The following is a 20,786-nucleotide window of genomic DNA, read 5'->3' as shown; positions in this document are numbered from 1 at the left end:
AAGGCTATAAATATCCAATCAATACCTCGACTGTGAATTTCTTCTACATATAAAGGCATAGTGCCCCCCCCAATTTAGTAGCCAGCATGGTAGCTACTAAAACAGCTGTGGCAAATTTTTTATTACCTACTGCATACTCCCGTAGCGTAATTGTTTTTTTATGAAAGTACATACTTACTGCTAGCGTCAATAGCAAGAAGGCTATTACTATACGAATAGGGGCATTATGGTATAATGAGGCCATTATAATTTTTTCTTTAAATATATACAACTGGATTGGTTGACATAACCCTCCCTTATAAACTCAACTACATAGCCAAGTTTTTCATAAAATTTTTGTGCGCCTAAAAAGCTCATGGTAGCAACCGTTAGCATACTACATTGTTCTTTACGCCCCAGTAGCTCTACTTGTTCCATTAATTGTCGACCTAACCCTTGACTTCGATAGATAGGGTCGACCCATAATTGGTCAATGTACAGCGAGCCAAATATCCGAAATCCGTTTAACCCAGCTATAATTGATTCATGCTTAGCTTCCTTTATAAAAAAGGCAAAAGGAGTAATGGCTTGAAGCGGATGGGCCTCCTGATTAAGCCGATCGGTTAAAAAGTCAACGTATGAATGGCTTGGACAAGAGGTGTAGGTTATTTCCATATTTTGTTCTCCTTATTTTGTTCTCCTTGTTTATATTAAAAAGTCAACGGGATTGTAATAAACAGCTTACGCCCTAGTGCATATGTACATAAGGTAATCACTTCTCTACTAAAATACAATCCTACTACTAAGGTCAGTAGCAAAAAAAAAACCATTTGCCATTTATAAATGGCAAATTATTAAACCACAGTTATAAGTATAGATAATTTATTGGCATAAAACCAATAAATTTACAGTTATGTTTTGATTGGGAAGGGAAAAGCCAACTAAGCAACAGCATTTTCCTAAAAAGAAATAGGGAGCATACATATTTAAATACATGCTAAAAAGTTTGAATCATTCAACACTGTTTCAAATTTTTAGCATGTATCTATTAATTAATTAAATTAAAACTAGAAATTTTCAATGGTATCAAATTTACCATCCTCCCTATGAATCACTACATGTCCCTGGTCCATGCTTCTAGCTTGATCCTCTGCTCGTTTAATGGCTTCTTCCTTAGAATCATAGGTATCGAAATTTTTAGCTTTTACCTCTTTTACATGCCATTTATTATCTGCCTTATTGTGTGTAACATGAAAAAAATGACCTTTTGCTTCTGGTGATTGACCACGTACTACCATAATAACCTCCTTTATATTTTGTATGCTTCTACAAAAATCTGTTCACTTAAGCTTTATATAACTTAATAGGACAATATTAAATACGTTATATAACATATGCAACCTTCTGCCTACTTTTATTGCTTATATGCCTAACAGTAAAAAATGTTTACAACTTGAATACTTTTTGTAATTCATTATGTTCATTATTTAATTTCAATTTTTTTTGTTTTTCCCGCTTCTCTTTTGGGAATGCGTATACACAGAATACCATTATCAAATTGAGCATCTATGTGTTCCTCACTTATATTACTAGGTAAGGTTATAGAACGTTGAAATATGCCATAGTATCTTTCACGCATATAGTAATTCTTGTCTTTATCTTCCGTTGTTTCTTCTTTTTTACCCCTGATGGTTAGTATATTGTTATCTATTTTTAGTTCTATATCATTTGCTTGCATACCTGGTAACTCTACTTCAATACAATAAGCTGCATCCGTCTCCGAAATATCCGTTCTTGGCAATATGCTTTTTTCGTTACCAGCTGCAAAAGATGTCGGAAACGTATAAAAATCATTATTAAACAATTCATTAAACAAATTATGAAAATAATCCCGTCTAACTAAATTGCTGCCATCTGATTTATGTTTTACAAAAGGTAAATGGAATGTCATAACTACCTCCTTTTTTATTTTTAGGGCTATTGATAAATTGAACTTTTCATGCTAATATTAGCTTAGGAAAAAATAATAGATTTATTAGATTAAATAATATAATACATTCATCCATGTAATCCAACAATGAGCCATACTTTTTGCAAAATACAAATTTGTTTAGATGTTATTTAATCAAAACCATCTTAAACAAGGAGGTAATATGGTAACTAATGGAAAATTATATACTACTGTAATGGAAAAACGTAAATTCGAGCCAAGACTTGACGCCGCTGATATTACGGGTTGCTATTAAAGGCAAGCATGCTGTTGTAGTGCTCGGTGGAACCGTCAAAACCTTTATCGAAAAATCCATTGCGGAAAATAATGTAAAAAATATAGTTGGAGTACGAGGTGTGGTAGATGAAATTACAGTAGAACCTACTACATTGGGCAAAAGAAGCGATGCAGAGATAGCTGAAGCAGCAACCAGGGCATTGAAATTAAATGTGATGATACCAGATGAATCTATTAAAATAGTAGTAGAGAAAGGTTATGTTACTTTATCTGGAACCGTGGAATGGCAGTATCAAAAGAATACGGCTACGTCAGTGGTTGGCAATATTTGGGGTGTAAAAGCAGTGGTCAATACTATCGTAGTAAAACCCAGCGTTGGTATCGATGCAAGAAATGTAAAAGAACAGATTATGAAAGAATTCGAACGACACGCCCGCATAGATGCCAGTAGAATTCAAGTCGAAGTGGCTGGTAATAAAGTAATGCTTAAAGGCAGTGTGCGTAATTTTGATGAAATGGAAGAGGCAGAAAACGCTGCTTGGTCATTACAAGGGGTTACTGAGGTAACAAATGCATTAACTATAACATAAACAATTGGCATAATTGATTGTATTTCAGTTATTTCTTTTTATACCTCTTATAGGGGCTTATTTAGAAAAATTTGTGCGCTCGGAAGGACTCGAACCCTCAACCTTCGGAGCCGAAATCCGACGTTCTATCCGGTTGAACTACGAGCGCCCAATTGTATACTACTCTGCCTTTTCAAAAAAGTACTCCCTACCCCTCTAGCTGTACTTAAACCCTAGCCAACTTAAAACTAGCCAATTTAAAAACAGTGGGAAGCGATAGAGCTGCCGCGGAACTACGCAAAAAAAAATAATTAGCTGCCCTACCTACATTGATATGACAATATACAAATTATATTTTTGTATTTTGTAAGGTCGATGAGATATAGCAAAGGGTAATTTACGCACCTGGATGCACAAATATATAAAGAAGCTACCAACCGTACAAACAAGCCATCCCATTAGAAACCATTGGTAAGTTAGCATCGTTTACCCAGGTTTTAAACATATGTATGATACAATCAGTTGAAACAGTTCTACAGAAATTACAAAAAGGTAGCTATGCCCCTATCTATTTTTTACAAGGAGAGGAACCCTACTATTATAGATGCCATTGCAAAACAAGTAGCGATACCTTACTAACGCCAGCTGAAAAGAGCTTTAATCTAACTATTTTTATGGTAAAGAATATAGCCATGACTACCCTAGGTAGTATGCCCTAAAGTATTATATATTTATATATTAATCAATATAAAAATCATTATATTCATACTATACAATAACTATATTTTGAATTTTTTGTATAAAAACCTTGCAAAATAGGGATGAAATCAATGCAGGTTATTTGTTTACCTTGTTAATTTTATTTCCCTTCTACAATAGGGCAAGTTAATATAACCTTATTTATAATGCAATGTTAAGGGGGAACCGCTTTCTTACTAGAATGAATTATTGTAAATTTATAATTGAAGGGAAGCAATACAAGCCGTATCAAGTCCAGTAATTTGGGCAATAAAAGAGACCTCAACACCATTCGCTAGCATGGCTTTAGCTATTTCAAGGTTCCTTTCCATTTTACCTTTTTCCATGCCTTTTTCCATACCTTGCATTATCCCCTGTTCCATACCTTTCTCCATGCCTTGCATTACCCCCTGCTGTCTGCCTTCCTCAATGTATTTTTGTGCAATGGTTCTCATAATCGTAGCTGTTTCTTCTTTAGATAAATGGCTCGAGATGACCCGTTCTAATGCCGCCTGTTTTTCTTCCGGTAACTTAGCATCGCTATACCATACCAAAGCCTTTATACAAATATAACCTTTTTCTTTATCTACTAATAGAGCGTGTTGGCAGTGTGTAAATACGTTTTCCCATAATTTGAGTATATCGCGTTTATGGATGTGTTTGAGCAGGTATTCAAACATAGCCAAATGTTTCTTTTGTAAAATGGCATCATCTGACATGCTTTGTAAATCAATTAGTTGATACTCTTCCCCCATTAATTTTTGGGCTTGTTCAGGGTTGCTAAACAATTGCCATATATTCCTGGGTGCATGGTATGGTTTAGAGCCGTGGTAAATTACAATGGGACATATTAAAGGTAAACTGTTTTTATTTTTCCTATTGCGTTCACATAACAAAAGCATGTATTTCCATAAGCGCAATGCCATCCAATGATCTGGTATAACCTGTGCTTCAATTAATACATAGACAAAAGCTTTTTTCTGATTTTTGGTTTTAACGGAATAGAGGAGATCGGTTAATTTTCTTTTAAGGTTATCTTCAACAAAAGATTCTTTTTCTATGGTGATTTGACTTAAATCAACAAGCGCTTTAAAGTCAGCTGGTAAATAGTGTTCTAGGAATTCCTGTGCAGCTAGTTGATCCGTTAAGATCTTTTTGATTAAAGCATCCTATTTTAGATGGCTGGTCATACTGTCTTATGGTTTAAACGCAAAATGGGTATAAAGAGCATAAATTGTCTTCTTGCAAAGCTGACTTGTTGTGTCTATTGTTTGCACCTAACGTATTGTTTGATTTACATAACAAAATAGAAATGTGTACTCTACGTAATGTCTTACCTAAAAAAGTACCTATGTTCCAAATGAATGCTATTGTTTGTTTATAAGCAATACTTCCTCTGCTGCCTGCTTCAAAAGAATAGCCATACCTGGTTCTCTACAGCGCTGGGCCAGCTCCACATCGATGGTTAAGCTTTCTTTGGCCATGGCTTGTATAATGGCGGGATCTTTGTAACCGGAAGCATGCTTTAAGTCATATAACCGCTCTGCCAGCTTCACATAGAGTACAGAAATATGTTCTTTTTGCAAGGATTCCTTAAAGCGGTTAGCAATAGCCAGCAGCGATTCTTCTAAACGCTTTCGGCTATCGATAGCGATTGTATTTTCTACAAAGCAGTAAATTCCCCTTTTGTAATTACCTTTGATATAGGAAAGCGGCAGTCTGGTATAGCGGACCAAATCATACAGCAGCGTCGCATAAACCAGTTTAGCATAACCATCTGTCCAAGTAGCTACCCACTCGGCAATCTTTACGGCCCGTACATAAAAAAGCTGACCCGATGCATGCCGTTTAAACCCATAGCAGCGCCGCAATAAGAGCAGTATCTCTGCAATAAGAAAAGGATCTATATTTTTAAAGGAACGCACCCAATCATGAAAAGCGGACAGTTGTGCGAGCGATGCGGTCTTTTCATGGGGCGTAATAGAGGCTTCCTCCTGCGTACCCGCTTCCCTCGGCAAGGAAAGTGCTAGCATCTCCTCTCTTACTTGGGTTACATCTAGGGGGAGTAGGCAGACCAGCTGCTCTGCATGGGGCCATAGCAAAAGCCCATAGTGCGCATACACAATCGATGCTAACTTTTCTTTGTGTAGGTTTACCTTTTGCGGAGATAGGGCAGAAACCACCGGTTGGGTAACGGCAGGACCTTCCACGTCATATATGGTTTGTAAGATAGGCAGGGGGATCTGTTTATTTTCTGTATGTACTACCAACGCCAATGCAGGGAAAGTAATACAATCAGGGGATTCTTTTTCTTCAAGCGGTTCTCTTTTTTTGTAGCGCAGTTGGGTAGACTGCAGCTGTAACGTAATAGGGGAGAAGCGGGAAGCACTGGCTTCCCTTACATAGCTAAACGCCATGCATAGGAGTTGTACCAACTGCGCCCTATCGCCTAGCATCGTAGCGGGCATAATGTCGGCTTCTTCTACCCATAAACCAGGTAAGTAGCCTTTTTCTTTTTGGTAGGCTACCTCTCCTGCATCGATAAGCGCTTCTAATGGGATAACCGTTGGTTGTAAAAGGAGCTGGTCCTGGCGTTTAGCCCGCTGCTTTAAATAGTAGGCCCATTCTGCAAATTTATCTAGGATGCTTTGGAAGTCTTCCTTAAGGAAGGGAGTGGTACTATCTACAAAGGCAATAGATTGCGTAACATTTTGGATGGCTTTTTCTAAAATAGTTCCCTCTTGGGCTAAGGTGCTTTGGGAAGAAGCAATAGGCAGTTCTTCACTATAGGCTAATTTTTTTAGTTCATAGGCTTCTTGTGTAGCTTGTTTCTGCAGGAAATAAAGATTACGGGATTCCTTTTGTACAATACTATTTTTTGCCCAAACACTGATCATTAAAAGCAGTAAGCCAAACCCTAGTATAGACAATAATAGTGTGAGGGAAGGGCATACTACCGTTGCTTTACAATAACAAATAGCTACTAGCATACCCCCTGCCGTAATAGCTAGCACTCTTAGGCTCCAATACAACGGAAGTGTCCACAATAGAACTGTTCCATGGGTAAAAAATAAAAGGAAGGGGACTAAAAGTGTTTGGCATAGGAAGCAGCTAAAGAGAAGATGGAGCGGGAATCCAACTAATACACTTATAAACCCATATTTGCCTATTGCCCAATCTGGGATTTTGTTAGCAAAGAAGGCTACATAGCCTATATAAGCAACCCCTAGCATACAAAAGGGAATAGATACCCATACTGCCTTTGTTTGCCCGTTGTAATAACAGCTGCTAACTAAGCTAGTTATAATAAGATAAACCCCTACAAATACAGTTGTAATGGCCTTGGGTTTCAGCTTGGCTAAGTTTTCTTTTGTAAAAAAAATGGCACGTTCTTGTTTATTACGCCTTGCGATTCTTTCCTTTTCCTGTTGCCATTGTTGGTACGTTTTATCAGGAGGTACCCAGCCGGTTCCTGCTGGTTGCGGCAATAGGTAGTGGGCGGCTAACATGGCTAAACCATTGGCTAACATGCAAAAAAAGGAACCATCCATACCAGTTATTGGTTTAATCCATCGGTTCCAAGCTAAAATAGCTACTATACCAGTAATCATACCTATTAATGCTGTTTGGGAACTGCCTCTAAAACCAAAAAGTGCTAAGACGAAAGGTGCTGTTACAATAGGAACGTATAAAGCTAAAGCTAGCATTAATAATGTTAGCAAATCCTTGCAATAAAAAGCCAATACCATAGCAAATAAACCTATTATCATAGAAGTAAGTCTAGCCAATTGAATAGGATTTATTCCATCTACTAAACGAATCAACCGTTTTAGTAAACGTGCTCTAAACCGTAAAGAAGAAAAATAAGGGAACTTCATTGTTTTTATGCTTTCTACTATATCATGACTAACCATGACGGAACAAGTATTCAATTTGGAATCGGCAGTGGACATAGTCATAGCTAATAAACTGATGCAAACACACCCTTTGAAGATAGAGGGAAGATGATTCATGATATAAGGCCATACTTCTATTATGGCCAGTTTTGGCATACTTACAAAAACAAATAAACTAGCTGCAATAACACAGCCAATAATTATAAAACTAAATATACCAGAATAAAAGAAAGTTTTATTAGCTTGCCTCGGATCAGAAGCCATGTATACGCGTTGCATGGTAGTAGGATCTATGGAAGAAACAATGCCTAAAACCATCGATAACATAATTAAAAGATTATGATCAAAATGAAATGCATAACTTAGCTGAAATTTTGGATAATTCTGAAGAAAAGCAACAATTTCACCAATGGATTTCCCTGTTTGTCTAAACATAAACCAGGTAAATAGAGGAATAATCGCGGAGAACGTTAGGAATTGTAATACATCTGTAAAAGTAACAGCACGAATGCCACCAAAAGTGGAATAAAGAATAAGAATCAAAGTAGCAGCTACTGTAATACATTCAGTATATGCTGAATGCCCTGTTCCTATACATCTATTAATGGCCAAAGACATTACATTAATCTGACTAGCAATAATTGCTATAGCAGAAGCAATACCAGCTAAAGCAGTAATAAGCCTTGGATATTTTCCATATACACTTCCTATGCTTTCTGGCATAGAAAAATGCTGCATAAAGGAACCCATACGTAAAGACAAGGGGATAATTATCAGTACATCAGCAAAACTTAAACAAGAGAAAATCATCCAGTAAAGGCCACGGTCATAAACCTGTTCTACATCACGTACCAGCTGGCCCCCTCCCCAGGTAGTAGCTAATGTAGTAGCTACTAATGTAGCTGTAGTAAATTTTTTATGCCCTATTGCATATTCTTTTAAAGAAGTGGTTCTTTTACTGTAATAAAGCCCTGTTGCTAATGATAGTAACAAAAAGGCTATTACCATAATAAGTGGAATATTCATCGTAAATCCCCATTATATTGTTATTAAATATTAAATTAGCAATAAGTCTCATCTATAGCAACAATCTCAAGATAATAAAAATAAAACCATCACCCTGAATGAATAAATTTGTGGATATAGTCCGTATATTTATATTTATTCAAAATTATTAAAATCCAATTCAAATAGATATCTTTCATGTCCAAATTTCTTAATGATAGCCATTTGTTTAAAGCCCAAATTTTCCAATATTTTAGAAGAAGCAAAGTTATCTGTTCGTACAGTAGCCATTAACCCTTTAAATGGGACAGTTGTCTTAAACTGTTGTTTAGATGGATTAACAAAGGTACCGTTTCTGTATAAATGGGCACCATATCCCCATGTTAGTGCTCCAACATTTTCATATCCTACGTATTTATAGGCTTGCCCAGCTCCATTATGGTACTGCTTACTAAATATATAGGAAATTTCTCCAATGCCATCTGTATCGCTTTTATCGATTTCTTCGTATCCTATCACATTACCAGACTCTTTATCTGTGATTATAAAAGCAACAAATGGATCACCATGTAAAGCACAAAGAGATTTTTCTTTTACCATAGTTTCAAACTCTTTAACTGTTTTTGGTAATCCATATTTATATTTGCTCATTACTATAGGATCTGCAAAAGTTATGGTATACAAATTTTGTATACTTAAGGGGAACATTTGAAAAACATTTTCTTCTGAATATAAGGTATAGGCTATAAATCTTTTCGTCTCAATACAAAGTTTATGATTTTTACTTTCGGGCTTCCAACGTAACAAAAAATCACCACACTTTCTTTTATATTCATTTATAATGAGCTTTATCATAAGCAGGAAGATATATGTGAATTTTATTTTAAAGTAATAGAATGGTGAATAGCTGTTAATACAACAACTACAAACCTATCCACAGCCAAGTATACAATATATTATATAAGGCTATAAAACCGATAATTTTTTATTTATGCATAAAAATTGTTTCAAAAGCCTATTGCCCAATCTGGGATTTTGTTAGCAAAGAAGGCTACATAGCCTATATAAGCAACCCCTAGCATACAAAAGGGAATAGATACCCATACTGCCTTTGTTTGCCCGTTGTAATAACAGCTGCTAACTAAGCTAGTTATAATAAGATAAACCCCTACAAATACAGTTGTAATGGCCTTGGGTTTCAGCTTGGCTAAGTTTTCTTTTGTAAAAAAAATGGCACGTTCTTGTTTATTACGCCTTTTGATTCTTTCCTTTTCTTGTTGCCATTGTTGGTACGTTTTATCAGGAGGTACCCAGCCGGTTCCTGCTGGTTGCGGCAATAGGTAGTGGGCGGCTAACATGGCTAATCCGTTGGCTAGCATGGAAGGAAAAGCACCATCTATACCTATACTTGGATCAAGTGGTTCAACCCATTTGCTCCAAACTAAAATGGCTAGTGTACCTGTAGCCATACCAATTAACGCTGTACGAGAAGTACCTCGAAAACCAAAAACCGATAATATAAAAGGAGCAGTTACTACGGGTATTGAAAAGTCAATAGCTAGAAACATTAATTTCAATAAATCCCTGCACCAAAAAGCTACACACATAGCACACAGGCCAATTACTATAGTAGTCAGCCTAGCTATCCGTATTTGATAGATATAGGAAGTTTTTTTTATCCCTTGGACACTTCCCACAATATCATGACTAACCATAATGGCACAAGAATTTAAGTACGAATCAGCTGTAGACATAGACATAGCTAGCAAACTAATGGAAAAAAAACCTTTAAAAGTAGAGGGGATATTGTGCATTATATAGGGCCAAATCTTTTCTTTTGGTAAATCAGGTGTTTCAACAAAAATAAACAGACCTACTAGAATAATACAACCCTCTATAAGAACACTAAAAATACTACCATATGAGAAAACTTTTTGGGCCTGAAGTGGGTCCGAAGCCATATACAATCTCTGGATAGTTGTAGGTTTTATATAATACACTATACCAGATAAAACCAGTGAAACCATAGCTGCTAGCTTAGTATCAAAATGCAATACAGTTCTAAGCTGGAATTTTTCCTGTCTTTGTAAAAAAGAAATAACTTCTGAGATTGGGATCCCTATTTTTATAAAAAGAAACCAAGCTAAAAGAGGAATAATCATGGAAAAAGTTAAAAACTGCAGTACATCTGTAAAAGTAACCGAACGAATACCCCCAAAAGCAGAATAAGTAATAAGAATTAAGGTAGCGAGGATTGTAATTTCTCCGGAGTCAACTGGTCCTACACAGATACTAATTGTTTTAGATATTACAACAATTTGGATAGAAAGACTAATAATGGATCGACAAATACTGGATATAGCAGTAATAATCCTTGGATACTTACCATATACATGCCCTATGGTCTCTGCCATAGAGAGGTGTTTCATAAATGGTCTTATACGTACTGCTAATCGACTAATAATCCAAACGCAAAAACTGCTATCGAAAATTAGAAATATTATCCAATAAAGTCCGATATCATGGATTTTTTTCTATCTCACGCACCAACCCTCCTCCACCAAAATTAGTAGCCAACATTGTAGCTACTAACGTAGCTGTAGCAAACTGTTTATTCCCTACCGCATATTCTCGGAAGGTGGTTGTTTTTCTACTAAAATAAAATCCCACGGCTAATGTCAATAACAAGAAGGTCACTACCATTACAAGGGGTAAATTATTGAATAGTGTCATTGTGATAAGTTATTAATGAATTGTTCGTAATTATTCAGATACAATCTGTTATAATATACAGAAGCTCTATACAACCATGGGTAAGTATAAGTATACAAAGCTATAAAACCAAGTACTTTGTATTTATGTATTAAAATTGTTTGTAGAACTTTGATACATAATCATTATTTAGATAGTACACAAATAATAATGCTATTATAATAATGGAACAGCTATAGGAAACATAAGAAACATATGTTAACCTTATGCCTGAAGTAGGAAGAGTGCATCAAAATGATATGAAAGGTAGTGTAAAGGGGTAACTTAGCATCGCTATACCATACCAAAGCCTTTATACAAATAGAACCTTTTTCTTTATCTACTAAGAGGGCGTGTTGGCAGTGTGTAAATACGTTTTCCTATAATTTTAGAATGTAAGAAGAAAAAAATAACTATTAACCTAAACAACGAATGTAGTTGTAGACAATGTTGTCTTGAAAAGATTATGTAATAATATTTTTTTGTTATATCCTTACATATTATATATCTCTATGCATTCTATGCAGCATTCAAACGAAAAAGATTTTCTTAATCCAAAACTTCAAAGCGGAGCAGATTTATTGACTAACTTTCTTTGCTCAAAATGGTCTATTAAAGGTTTTAACCAGAAACATAGTAGAACAATCCCTAGAAGTAGAGATGGAAAAAATCATTTAGGCCATAATAAATATAATAGGAAACAGTCTGATAATTCCAGAAATGGGAGCTATAACAAGCGTTTAACTATAGATCATGGGAAATATCCCTGGATGTTCTAAGGGATAGATCGGGGACATTGGACCCCCTATCATCGTTCCTAAGCAGAAAAGAAGCATAAAGTGCCTGGATTAGAAAAAATTCTATCTTTCTATGCCAAAAACATGCGCTTATCTGATAGTAAGCTGCAATTAGCAGCATTGTAAGGTGCCACTATGAGTAATACAGATAATGCGATGGATGACATGTTTTTATAACAAAGCTATCCGCTTAAATCAGTATATGCTATAGTGTATTTTGATTGCCTTGCAGTAAAAGTCAGGCAAGATAAGCGCATTATTAACCAATTGGTATACAATGCTTTAGGTATAGATGTATCAGGTAGAAAGAATATTTTAGGTTTATGGATCAGCAAAAAAGAAGGATCTAAGTTTTGGCTTGGAAACTTAATAAATTAAAAAAGGACCTTAAGCTAGTTAATATTAATAATGAGGGCACGCAATAATATAATTTGTTTTTTGTATAAAAAAACGTAAATTTGGTTCTGATCAAGCGATACTGTACATTTAACTACTATAATTAGATTTATATAATTAGATTTATTATATTTAAGGGTACATTTTTATATAGAAAATCAATAATTAATGAACTTCCTATAACAATAGAAGGCAGCGTATTAAAATGAATAAACAGTATGTATAGCAATAAAAGCAAAAATAGAAGCCACTTAAGTAAAATTTGGAAGGAAATTTCATTTTGTTTAGCCTCGGTAGCTTTAGTTGGGTGCAGCAAAAGCATAAATGATTTGGAATGTCAAAGTAGTAGAAGGACGCCACATGACCCCATATCTAGAATAGAAGCAGAAAGAATCAGGAGTCGAGCAAAAAATATCATCATAAGAAAAGCAGAAGATAAGGCACAAGGCACAATCGCAAATATAAAGGAGCTGTGCGTACAAGTAGCGCAATTTCAAAAATTGTCTAAGAAAGATTTAGATAAGATGAGCGTTACCTTAGCCTTATTAGAAAAGAATTATACCAAAAAGTTGTTCGAAATGCTTCATGAAACCATAGGGGATTCCAAAGAGGTACATAAGTTTGCAGCACTATTGGCAGTAGGCATTGCAGAGATAGGAAACCAACCACAAGATACACTTCTATATCTTCAGGAAATAGAAAATGAAGACTGTAACACTATTAATATACTTAATTTAAGGAATGATGTACGTACTATAGAACATACAGAAAAGTCAGCTATTACACGTATAAAAAAGGAAAGATTTGAAGAGGTGAAACGCTATGTAGCTATTATAAATGAGATTGAGGAGAAGGTAATAAACCGTATGTATACAATAGCAGATAGAATGTGTGAGCCTATGGACGACAACTCCATGCAAATTCACTTGCACATAAAAAACCATCTCACAAACTTATTCAAAATTATCTGCCACGTACGCAATTTATCTATTATTTTTACGCAGGGTATAGAGGAAATAGTAGCTCAAGAGAACTGCCTTACTAGTCAGTTAGCTTTTGCTTACCATAACGGCGTTACGCTTGCTCAATCAAGTGGAATGGAAGCTTATGGAATTGCAGCAAAACTAGCATACTATGCTATAAATAAAGGTAAAGAAGCCAGCGTTTATATAGCTCAAGGTTTGTGGAATCAGGCTAAGGTTACTGCTCCCATAGTAGGCCAAGGATTATGGAAAGTAACCAAGACAACCGTTCCTATAATCGGTGAAGGCATTTGGAAAGCAACCAAAATAACCGCTCCTATAATCGGTAAAGCCATTGTGGAAATAGCTAAAATTAACTACTACCTTGCTAAAAAGAGCCTTGAAGTAATAGAGCATAATCTTGGTACTTCTCATGCCACGGCCGATCTATAACCATAGCTTATCATTTAGCGTATAGATCTCTTTGTACCTTATGGGGAATAACCCTATAAGGTACTTTCCCCTTCCCAACAAGTAAGGTAAAAAATTACTTTGCCTCCTTTCGCCAATTACCCCATGGAACTTATATTATACTTCCATCAATTTTTTTCTATAATACTGAAAATTAACGGAATAAATAGATAGCTTCTTAAAAACTCCCTGCTCCATTTTTAGCTTACCCCCATGCTATACAAATAGGAAGACTAAGGAATGGTATAGGCAAACAGATCCCTTATCTATTGTATAGGCATTATAATCAATATTTGATCATATATGTCCATATAGGACCTTATTATTTGCATAAACGTACCTATTTTTCTTACATTATAGCTGAAAGACTTATCAGCAAAAAACATGTAATGTAGTTACCGTTATGACATCAATGGACTTTTTAATTATAGGTATATTCTTACTTATCACGCTTATCATTGGCCTATACTATGGCAGGGGCATCAAAACTTTCCAAGATTATGCAGTTGGGAATAGAAAGATGCCTACCCTAGTGCTTACCCTCTCTATGATAGCCACCATCTATGATGGTGGCATTTTGCATACACGATTAGATGCCTATTACCGACAAGGCATTTATGCGCTACTGCTAGACTTAAACAGTGTATTCAATCTTTATCTAGCTTCCAGATTTGTAATTTCAAGAATGAAGGAATTTATAGGGCACCTTTCCATAGCGGAATCTATGGGGGAATTGTATGGTCCGGTCATACGCATAGTTACAGCAGTACTGGGCATTATGATGGCTACTGCTATTTTAGCTGCTCAAATTAAGGTCGCTTTAAACATTACCCAAAAATTAATGCCCAGCCTACATACCTGGTCAAATCAGGCAACGATAGTGTGGGTATCATTGGTTATTTTATATGCTTCCTTTGGAGGTGCCAGATCTGTAGCCTTCACAGATGTATACCAGTTTTTGCTTTTCGGATTGTGCTTCCCACTGCTCATTTTTATTTGCCTATTCTATGCCAAGCATGAAACCTTAGGATGGCAAAAACTCACAGCTATGCCAGCGTTCAATATAAGCAAGGTGTGTACATGGGATGATACATTGGTAAGCGTATTGGCCTGTTTTATTTGGCGCTCTATTATTCCATTTGATCCTGCTCGTATGCAACGCTTTTATATGTCTTCTTCCGTTACCCAAGCTATCAAAATTTTCAACCAAACAGCTATAAGCCGTATTATAATACCGCTGCTTTTCCTCAGCCTTGCCGTAGCGTTGCATGTTGGCAACTATACCATTGAATCGGGGTATAATGCATTTTATTATATTATTGATTTTGCCCACTTTCCAGGTGTTAGAGGCCTGTTTGTAACAGTTATTTTTGCCTTATTGATGTCTACGGCTGATTCCAATTTACACGCTGCTTCTATTTTATTTTCCAATGATCTCTGGCCTTTCTTAAACAATCGTACGAAAAAACATAGCGCCACACAACCCTCCCTTAAAGTAGTGCGTATGGCTTCTATTCTTATTGGCTTAATTAGCCTTGTGGTGGCATTACATACTACCCATGTTATGCATATGATAGTTAATGTTGGCATTATTTATGGGGCAGCCGTCTCTATACCTTTCATTATGGCCTGCTTGGGCTTTAGACCCCGCACAATGGTTATCCTATGCGGTGCATGTATCAATTCGGTTATAGCGTTGGGTTTCTTTTATTGTAAGGTAGGTCAAGGAAACGAAAGTACAAACACAAGTCCATTTGCAGCAATGATTCTGTTAGGGCAAAAGATATTTTTTGCACTTATGGCTAGTGTATGTATTTTATTGCTATTACATTACTTATTCCCTAAACTTCCAGGAACGGGGTGGATAGGGATCAAAGATTGTAGCCTATGGGATCTGCAAAACCAAACAACCAAACGATGGTGGCTAAACCGATGGAGGCAGCTTAAAGCGCCCTTTACAAAAGCGTATCGCAGCAATGTTTTTCCCAATAGGGGAAGTACTTTTATATTATTGGGTATATATATCATTGTAAGCAGCATTATAGCATTGTGCTTTATGAAAAGGCACTATCTTTACCCCTATATATATGGGTACATGGCTTTAATGGCAGTCGGAACTATGGTAACCATCTATCCAGCCTTGCATTCCTACCGCCAGGGGGGTAATACCCGCTTACACTGGCTATGGCCTATCCTACTATTTCTACTGCTCTTTATAGCGCCTATACAATTTGTAAAATTGGGGCATTACAGCCCAACCGCTTGTGTATTATGGTTAGGTCATTTAGGAATTGCTACTGTCTTACTCTCCCTAGAGGTAAGCAGCGTTATGCTTTGTTTGGCTATGCTTATCCATAAATTCATTCCTCCCTTTGTTTCTGCTTCAGATCCATTATGGTCTGCTTATAAAGAAATTACAGCTTTAAATCTGCCTAGTTTAGTGATAGAGTTCCTCTATGCTACTGCACTGGGATTGGTTATTATAGTAGGACTAAGTATTTATAAGTACTTACGAGACAAATCAACTGCCAAACTTAGGGTAATAGAACTCACCAGAACCTATGAGCATAGGATTTCACTAGAAGCCATTTACAACCAAGCCAACTGGTCCAGACTGGATGCTACCCATGGTAATCAATTACTTTTGGATATGAGCCATGCATTAGAGGAACCCTATCGCTACCTTGCTACCCATGGGCAAGAAAAACTGAGTAAAAATATTAGTAACTTTTTAAACAAGCTACATAAATTTGGAAAACTACACTTATGGAAAGCCCAATTGGGACATGGTATAGAATTGAATCAAAACAAAATAAAACGGATCGCATGGGAAGATTGCTTGCTAACCGTACACGATCACATACGAACGTTAGATACTGACATACAATTACTCTTAAACAAACAAACAAATCGTACGCAGCTATGGGTAGACCCAGAGCTATTTGAATGTTTTTTGATGCTTAACCTATGGGAAATGAGTCAATGTGCACAAACAGTAGAGCATACGGTTACAGCTACTATTGCGGATAGCCTGCTACAGTATAATTACGATAGGGATACGCCTGCAGCAGATCCGCTGCGCTTGCCTGCATTGGCTTTCTGCTTTACTACCGATACAAAGCTGCCTCAAACGTTACCTGTTTACAACATTGCTGAACCAAGGGTAACGGCTGCTCCGCTAACTGACAAGCACCTTTACCAAATAGAATGCAGACAAATGGTAGAGGCGCATGGGGGCTACGTAGCGATTCAGGAAACAGCTGATGCTATACAGGCGCTCTATGTATTACCTATAGAGGGGCAAAAAGTAATGCGCTTTAAAAACTACGATCCTGTTTACTTAGCTGCGCACAAACAAGCTGAAACGGCTGAAAGTATTGCACAAGAAAATGAATTGATTGCATTGCTTGCCAATGGCACTACCTTAACTAAAGAAAAAATTATTCCTGTTATTGCATTTATTAAAAATGCACATGGGCTGGTCATGCGCCAATCGGGGGAACCCTACTACACGCATCCTATGGCCGTAACCAAACTGCTGTTAACAGTTACCAAGAATCCTATAACATTGCTAGCTGGGCTATTGCACGATGTCGTAGAGGACACCCCTGTTACGCTTCATCAAGTAGAACTTATGTATGGGGCAGAAGTGGCTACACTGGTAGACCAAGTTACCCATTATAATACCAATGGATACCCCTGGAAACTGGACAAAGAGGAAAAGAAAAATAGGCTGAACCAATGTGATGATGTACGGGTAGTGCAAATAAAATTGGCCGATAGGTTACATAATATGCGTACATTATCCATACGTAAATGGAAAGATCAGCAACGCATCGCCCAAGAAACACTGCTGTTCTATGTCCCATGGGGTGAAAAACATAAGATAGCTAAGGAATGGACAGTAGAAATGAAACAGATATGTGAAAAGATCTTATCTAACGGTATCGGCTAGCAATAGGCAATGCGCGTTTCCTAAGCAAAAGGCACGTGCCTCTGCGCTATAGATAACATTTACCACAAAAAAGTCCTACCAGGTTTCGTGCACGCTCGTTCCGCTGACGTTTTGCTATACCCTCTGTATGCTTTTAGTGAATCTAACCAAGGCTGAGCGAAATAATATGCTAAAATTTGTTGGAAAGGCTGCTGCAAAGGAGCGTTTGCGTTTACTGTATACAAGCAGTAGATTATTGCGTGCTTGCTAGGGGGATGACTGTAGGCAAGTTTAAAACAGATCTCTCTTTTCCGATCCTCGGTAAATAGCAGCATCCGTATGGAAGCATTCTCTTAAAAAAGCTGGTACAACAGTTATCTTTTCCAAGGTTTCCCTGTCAAAAAAATGGACAAACCGAACTGGCCCATCTTGATCTGACCAATTGCTAGGGATCTCATTTCCTTGCATTTCAGCAGAGAAATACAACTCAACTTTATGAACACTATCCTTGCTATCAAAGAAATCCAGCACAAAGGCAAGCTGCTTTGGCTTAATGGTTATACCTGTTTCTTCTTTTACTTCTCTTATGGCACACGCGGGAAGCGTTTCGCCTGGCTTTAACTTCCCTCCAGGTGTATACCAAATATTATTATCATTACTAACCAATAATATTTGTTTATTTTGCACTATCAATGCTCTAACTGCTATTGCTAAGGTAAAATGCTGCATGGTAGGTTCTTTATTAGGGCATCTATAATTTCAACCAGATGGGAGGAACGGTCGGTTAATTTTTGCTTTCAGCAAGTCCATTCATCTTTGTGCATGGTATAAACGATACAATCTACATAACTTCCGTAAAGATTTTCCTTTTTAGGCACAATTTCGGTTTTTTTAAAACCCAATCGCATAGGTATATTTTTACTTCTAGTATTTTCTAATGCACAGCTAATAGATATTTTTTTTAAATCAAATTGTTTGAAACCAATATCGATAAGCTTGGAACAAGCCAATGTAACCAGACCGCTGCCTTGAAACGCTTCTCCAATCCAATAACCAATATCAGCCCTTCCATCCGACCAGTTAATCTGATTAAAACTTATTGATCCAGCTATGCTGCATTTATAAAATATACCAAATGTAAGTCCAGTATGTTGAGAAAGCGCATCTTTTGTGCTAATAATAAAATGTAACGTATCGCTTTCCCTAGTACAGGAATTTAACCAAGGCAACCATTTTTTCAAATAGGATCTATTTCTATCCGTCAAAGAGAACAATTCCTTTGTATGAGATTCATCCAATTGCTTGATAACCAAATCAGGCGTCAACTTTACTGATTTAGGAACTGCTGATAAAGTTTTACTTAGACTTGTTTGCATGTTCATCCTAGATGGACTGGCTAAAACTAAAATACATCTATTTATTTTTATTTATGAAATAGATATATTTTACATTCTTATAGAAAAGTGACCTTATTCTATAAGGTAGAAATAAAAAATTATACTGCGGAAGTATAATAAAAAAACAAAAAAAGCCTATGCTTTTTGCTATACAGGCTAAAATGGGATTCCCATTATTACCACCCTATTTCCTGCAATAGCGCATTTATTTACCAATGCCAATCTGTTTATAACTTATTGATCATTAGTTATACACTGCCTTGAGCAAGGCTAAATCCCATAAACGGCTAACAAAAACTAAAAAACTGCTCACTCCTCTATCTGAAAGAAAAATAGTACGAAAATTAATTACCGCATCCAACGCAATACATTCTAGTTAGCTGGACAAAATATATTAATTTGAAGGGTATAACAATTATAAGCCACTTCCAATAAAACACTACTAAGGGTGGATAGCTATAAGAATGAATGGGAATACCATATATTTTTTACCCTAAACAAGAACACAAAAAGTATCAATAACCCCTTATCTCCTTTTACAAATAGGCTGCTTATACATGCCAACATGTACACCCTAAAGCCATAAACACTTGAATTAAATAAAATAATTTTGTAGCCTATGGCATTTAGCACTTTAAACAATACCATAGATATCTTTTCATCTAGTTTAAAGCACTACCATAGATTTCTGTACGATTTTTCTGCCATGAAAAAGTCAAGGGAATAAGCAATTTGCTATATCATCCGTCCTAGCGTGATAGTCTTATGTAACTACTGAAAAGAAAATTGTCTACGCTTTCTTCCGACTGCTGACTATTACTGCTGCTGTTGACTAACAAGCTGAATCATCAAAAAAGGTAGAGAACCAAGACAAGAAATTTTTCATTTCTGTTATTGATATTGGGTCTTTTTCTACTTCCGATTGTTGCTGACTGTTACTGCTGTTGTTGCTAACTGGTTGGATGCTGCTGACTGTCTGCTGCTGTTGTTCTTTTGTCGGCTGAACAGCTGCTGTTACTGGTACGTTCACTCCTTCTTCTGGTAATTTTAAGGCTGTTGCTGCTGGTAATGGCTGTGCGAGTGGCTTTGGTTTGGTTGCAACTGCTACCTCATTGCTGCTAATGGGAGTGTGCTTCTTACCACAATTCGATGCTAGCACTAGTGTAGAAAGAAGCCATAAAGGCAGTATATTCCTTTTTAAATTTGAACGTTGCATGTAATTTATTTATTAGTTAAGTGTTACAACAATTTACAGCTTATAACCTCCTTTATTTACTAGTTACCTAGGTTTTCTAAGGAACGCTTATAACTATTATAAGAAAGTAAAAATTTATTCCCTATACTCCAACTAAATTAATGCTATGCCAAGAAAAAGTACAATAGTTTCTTACCACGGTTCCTTATAAGCGCAAAGCCAACCTACTGATTCCATTATAATAGAATACAATCCCCCTTCTTGCTCATTTCCTTCACCTGAAGCTGCAAGAGCAAGAGCAAGAGCCAGAAACAGAATCTGTGCCTACAAGAAAAATCCCTTGCTCCTTCTTGTGCTTGTTTTACTTTTCTTTCTGCTGCTGATAATTGTCCTGACTCATTGATTAGCTGTTGTTGGTGACTGGTTGGCTGGCGCTGGTGCACGCACCCTCTCCTCCTGCTGGCAGATG

The 20,786-nt window shown here is 36.6% G+C and carries 17 protein-coding genes, 1 tRNA gene and 1 pseudogene; 5 read left to right on the top strand and 14 right to left on the bottom strand.

The features are described from left to right. Nucleotides 1-43: 43 nt before the first annotated feature. The 4 genes from DK880_RS03670 to DK880_RS03655 all read right to left on the bottom strand — a co-directional run bounded on the left by DK880_RS03670 (nucleotide 44) and on the right by DK880_RS03655 (nucleotide 1,930). Complete coding sequence (locus DK880_RS03670; protein WP_162534179.1) at nucleotides 44-244, bottom strand: hypothetical protein; 201 nt, start codon at nucleotides 242-244, stop codon at nucleotides 44-46. Further along, nucleotides 244-654: a GNAT family N-acetyltransferase gene (locus tag DK880_RS03665; RefSeq protein ID WP_109997454.1), complete on the bottom strand. Its 411-nt coding sequence runs from the start codon at nucleotides 652-654 to the stop codon at nucleotides 244-246. The genes DK880_RS03670 and DK880_RS03665 overlap by 1 nt, the downstream gene beginning before the upstream one ends. A gap of 392 nt (nucleotides 655-1,046) precedes the next feature. Next, the gene (locus DK880_RS03660) at nucleotides 1,047-1,277 is read right to left on the bottom strand and encodes a DUF2188 domain-containing protein (protein WP_109997453.1); all 231 of its coding nucleotides are present in this window, start codon (nucleotides 1,275-1,277) and stop codon (nucleotides 1,047-1,049) included. 185 nt (nucleotides 1,278-1,462) lie between these two features. Further along, complete coding sequence (locus tag DK880_RS03655; RefSeq protein WP_109997452.1) at nucleotides 1,463-1,930, bottom strand: Hsp20/alpha crystallin family protein; 468 nt, start codon at nucleotides 1,928-1,930, stop codon at nucleotides 1,463-1,465. Nucleotides 1,931-2,193: 263 nt separating this feature from the next. Here DK880_RS03655 and DK880_RS03650 point away from each other — a divergent pair, with 263 nt between their 5' ends. Next, entirely contained in the window at nucleotides 2,194-2,796 is a 603-nt protein-coding gene (locus tag DK880_RS03650; RefSeq protein WP_109997451.1) for a BON domain-containing protein, read from the top strand. A gap of 74 nt (nucleotides 2,797-2,870) precedes the next feature. On the opposite strand, the gene DK880_RS03645 is transcribed toward DK880_RS03650, so the two are convergent. Beyond that, nucleotides 2,871-2,944, bottom strand: a tRNA-Arg gene (locus DK880_RS03645). A 340-nt stretch (nucleotides 2,945-3,284) separates the two neighbouring features. On the opposite strand from DK880_RS03645, the gene DK880_RS03640 reads away from it, so the two are divergent. Continuing rightward, complete coding sequence (locus DK880_RS03640; RefSeq protein WP_109997450.1) at nucleotides 3,285-3,494, top strand: hypothetical protein; 210 nt, start codon at nucleotides 3,285-3,287, stop codon at nucleotides 3,492-3,494. A gap of 237 nt (nucleotides 3,495-3,731) precedes the next feature. Here DK880_RS03640 and DK880_RS03635 read toward each other — a convergent pair whose 3' ends face one another. From DK880_RS03635 to DK880_RS03615, 5 genes are all read right to left on the bottom strand, one after another. Beyond that, complete coding sequence (locus DK880_RS03635; protein ID WP_204082299.1) at nucleotides 3,732-4,673, bottom strand: Rpn family recombination-promoting nuclease/putative transposase; 942 nt, start codon at nucleotides 4,671-4,673, stop codon at nucleotides 3,732-3,734. 207 nt (nucleotides 4,674-4,880) lie between these two features. Then, nucleotides 4,881-8,402, bottom strand: a complete 3,522-nt coding sequence (locus DK880_RS03630; RefSeq protein ID WP_162534178.1) for a sodium:solute symporter family transporter — start codon at nucleotides 8,400-8,402, stop codon at nucleotides 4,881-4,883. Nucleotides 8,403-8,570: 168 nt separating this feature from the next. Further along, complete coding sequence (locus DK880_RS03625) at nucleotides 8,571-9,269, bottom strand: GNAT family N-acetyltransferase (RefSeq protein ID WP_109997448.1); 699 nt, start codon at nucleotides 9,267-9,269, stop codon at nucleotides 8,571-8,573. A gap of 152 nt (nucleotides 9,270-9,421) precedes the next feature. Next, complete coding sequence (locus DK880_RS03620) at nucleotides 9,422-10,906, bottom strand: sodium:solute symporter family protein (protein ID WP_262494596.1); 1,485 nt, start codon at nucleotides 10,904-10,906, stop codon at nucleotides 9,422-9,424. Nucleotides 10,907-10,934: 28 nt separating this feature from the next. Beyond that, nucleotides 10,935-11,147, bottom strand: coding sequence for a hypothetical protein (locus tag DK880_RS03615; RefSeq protein ID WP_109997446.1), 213 nt, complete (start codon nucleotides 11,145-11,147; stop codon nucleotides 10,935-10,937). A gap of 1,010 nt (nucleotides 11,148-12,157) precedes the next feature. On the opposite strand from DK880_RS03615, the pseudogene DK880_RS05695 reads away from it, so the two are divergent. The 3 genes and pseudogenes from DK880_RS05695 to DK880_RS03600 all read left to right on the top strand — a co-directional run. Next, nucleotides 12,158-12,340: pseudogene (locus DK880_RS05695) on the top strand (transposase); the annotation flags it as partial. A 347-nt stretch (nucleotides 12,341-12,687) separates the two neighbouring features. After that, entirely contained in the window at nucleotides 12,688-13,773 is a 1,086-nt protein-coding gene (locus DK880_RS03605; protein WP_162534176.1) for a hypothetical protein, read from the top strand. 421 nt (nucleotides 13,774-14,194) lie between these two features. Further along, nucleotides 14,195-17,746, top strand: coding sequence for a sodium:solute symporter family protein (locus DK880_RS03600; protein WP_109997443.1), 3,552 nt, complete (start codon nucleotides 14,195-14,197; stop codon nucleotides 17,744-17,746). Nucleotides 17,747-18,016: 270 nt separating this feature from the next. Here the strand turns inward: DK880_RS03600 and DK880_RS03595 are convergent, their stop codons facing one another. The 4 genes from DK880_RS03595 to DK880_RS03575 all read right to left on the bottom strand — a co-directional run bounded on the left by DK880_RS03595 (nucleotide 18,017) and on the right by DK880_RS03575 (nucleotide 20,760). Next, a complete protein-coding gene (locus DK880_RS03595) occupies nucleotides 18,017-18,454 on the bottom strand; it encodes an NUDIX domain-containing protein (protein ID WP_109997442.1) in 438 nt (145 codons plus the stop codon). 68 nt (nucleotides 18,455-18,522) lie between these two features. Next, entirely contained in the window at nucleotides 18,523-19,101 is a 579-nt protein-coding gene (locus DK880_RS03590; RefSeq protein ID WP_162534175.1) for a GNAT family N-acetyltransferase, read from the bottom strand. Nucleotides 19,102-19,954: 853 nt separating this feature from the next. Continuing rightward, on the bottom strand, nucleotides 19,955-20,338 hold the full coding sequence (locus DK880_RS03580; RefSeq protein ID WP_109997439.1) for a hypothetical protein: 384 nt from the start codon (nucleotides 20,336-20,338) through the stop codon (nucleotides 19,955-19,957). A gap of 215 nt (nucleotides 20,339-20,553) precedes the next feature. Next, nucleotides 20,554-20,760, bottom strand: a complete 207-nt coding sequence (locus DK880_RS03575; RefSeq protein WP_204082253.1) for a hypothetical protein — start codon at nucleotides 20,758-20,760, stop codon at nucleotides 20,554-20,556. Between the last annotated feature and the right edge of the window lie 26 nt (nucleotides 20,761-20,786).

This window comes from Candidatus Cardinium hertigii, assembly GCF_003176915.1.
GTDB classification, from domain to species: domain Bacteria; phylum Bacteroidota; class Bacteroidia; order Cytophagales; family Amoebophilaceae; genus Cardinium; species Cardinium hertigii_A.
The sequence above is the reverse complement of the archived record's forward strand: the minus strand, read 5'-3'. Positions and strand labels throughout refer to the sequence as shown.

Excerpts from the sequence above, each read along its gene's own strand:
- DK880_RS03625 (WP_109997448.1), bottom strand. The coding sequence starts at position 9,269 with ATGATAAAGCTCATTATAAATGAATATAAAAGAAAGTGTGGTGATTTT.
- DK880_RS03670 (WP_162534179.1), bottom strand. The coding sequence starts at position 244 with ATGGCCTCATTATACCATAATGCCCCTATTCGTATAGTAATAGCCTTC.
- DK880_RS03615 (WP_109997446.1), bottom strand. The coding sequence starts at position 11,147 with ATGACACTATTCAATAATTTACCCCTTGTAATGGTAGTGACCTTCTTG.
- DK880_RS03660 (WP_109997453.1), bottom strand. The coding sequence starts at position 1,277 with ATGGTAGTACGTGGTCAATCACCAGAAGCAAAAGGTCATTTTTTTCAT.
- DK880_RS03655 (WP_109997452.1), bottom strand. The coding sequence starts at position 1,930 with ATGACATTCCATTTACCTTTTGTAAAACATAAATCAGATGGCAGCAAT.
- DK880_RS03595 (WP_109997442.1), bottom strand. The coding sequence starts at position 18,454 with ATGCAGCATTTTACCTTAGCAATAGCAGTTAGAGCATTGATAGTGCAA.
- DK880_RS03665 (WP_109997454.1), bottom strand. The coding sequence starts at position 654 with ATGGAAATAACCTACACCTCTTGTCCAAGCCATTCATACGTTGACTTT.
- DK880_RS03590 (WP_162534175.1), bottom strand. The coding sequence starts at position 19,101 with ATGCAAACAAGTCTAAGTAAAACTTTATCAGCAGTTCCTAAATCAGTA.
- DK880_RS03640 (WP_109997450.1), top strand. The coding sequence starts at position 3,285 with ATGATACAATCAGTTGAAACAGTTCTACAGAAATTACAAAAAGGTAGC.
- DK880_RS03600 (WP_109997443.1), top strand. The coding sequence starts at position 14,195 with ATGACATCAATGGACTTTTTAATTATAGGTATATTCTTACTTATCACG.
- DK880_RS03580 (WP_109997439.1), bottom strand. The coding sequence starts at position 20,338 with ATGCAACGTTCAAATTTAAAAAGGAATATACTGCCTTTATGGCTTCTT.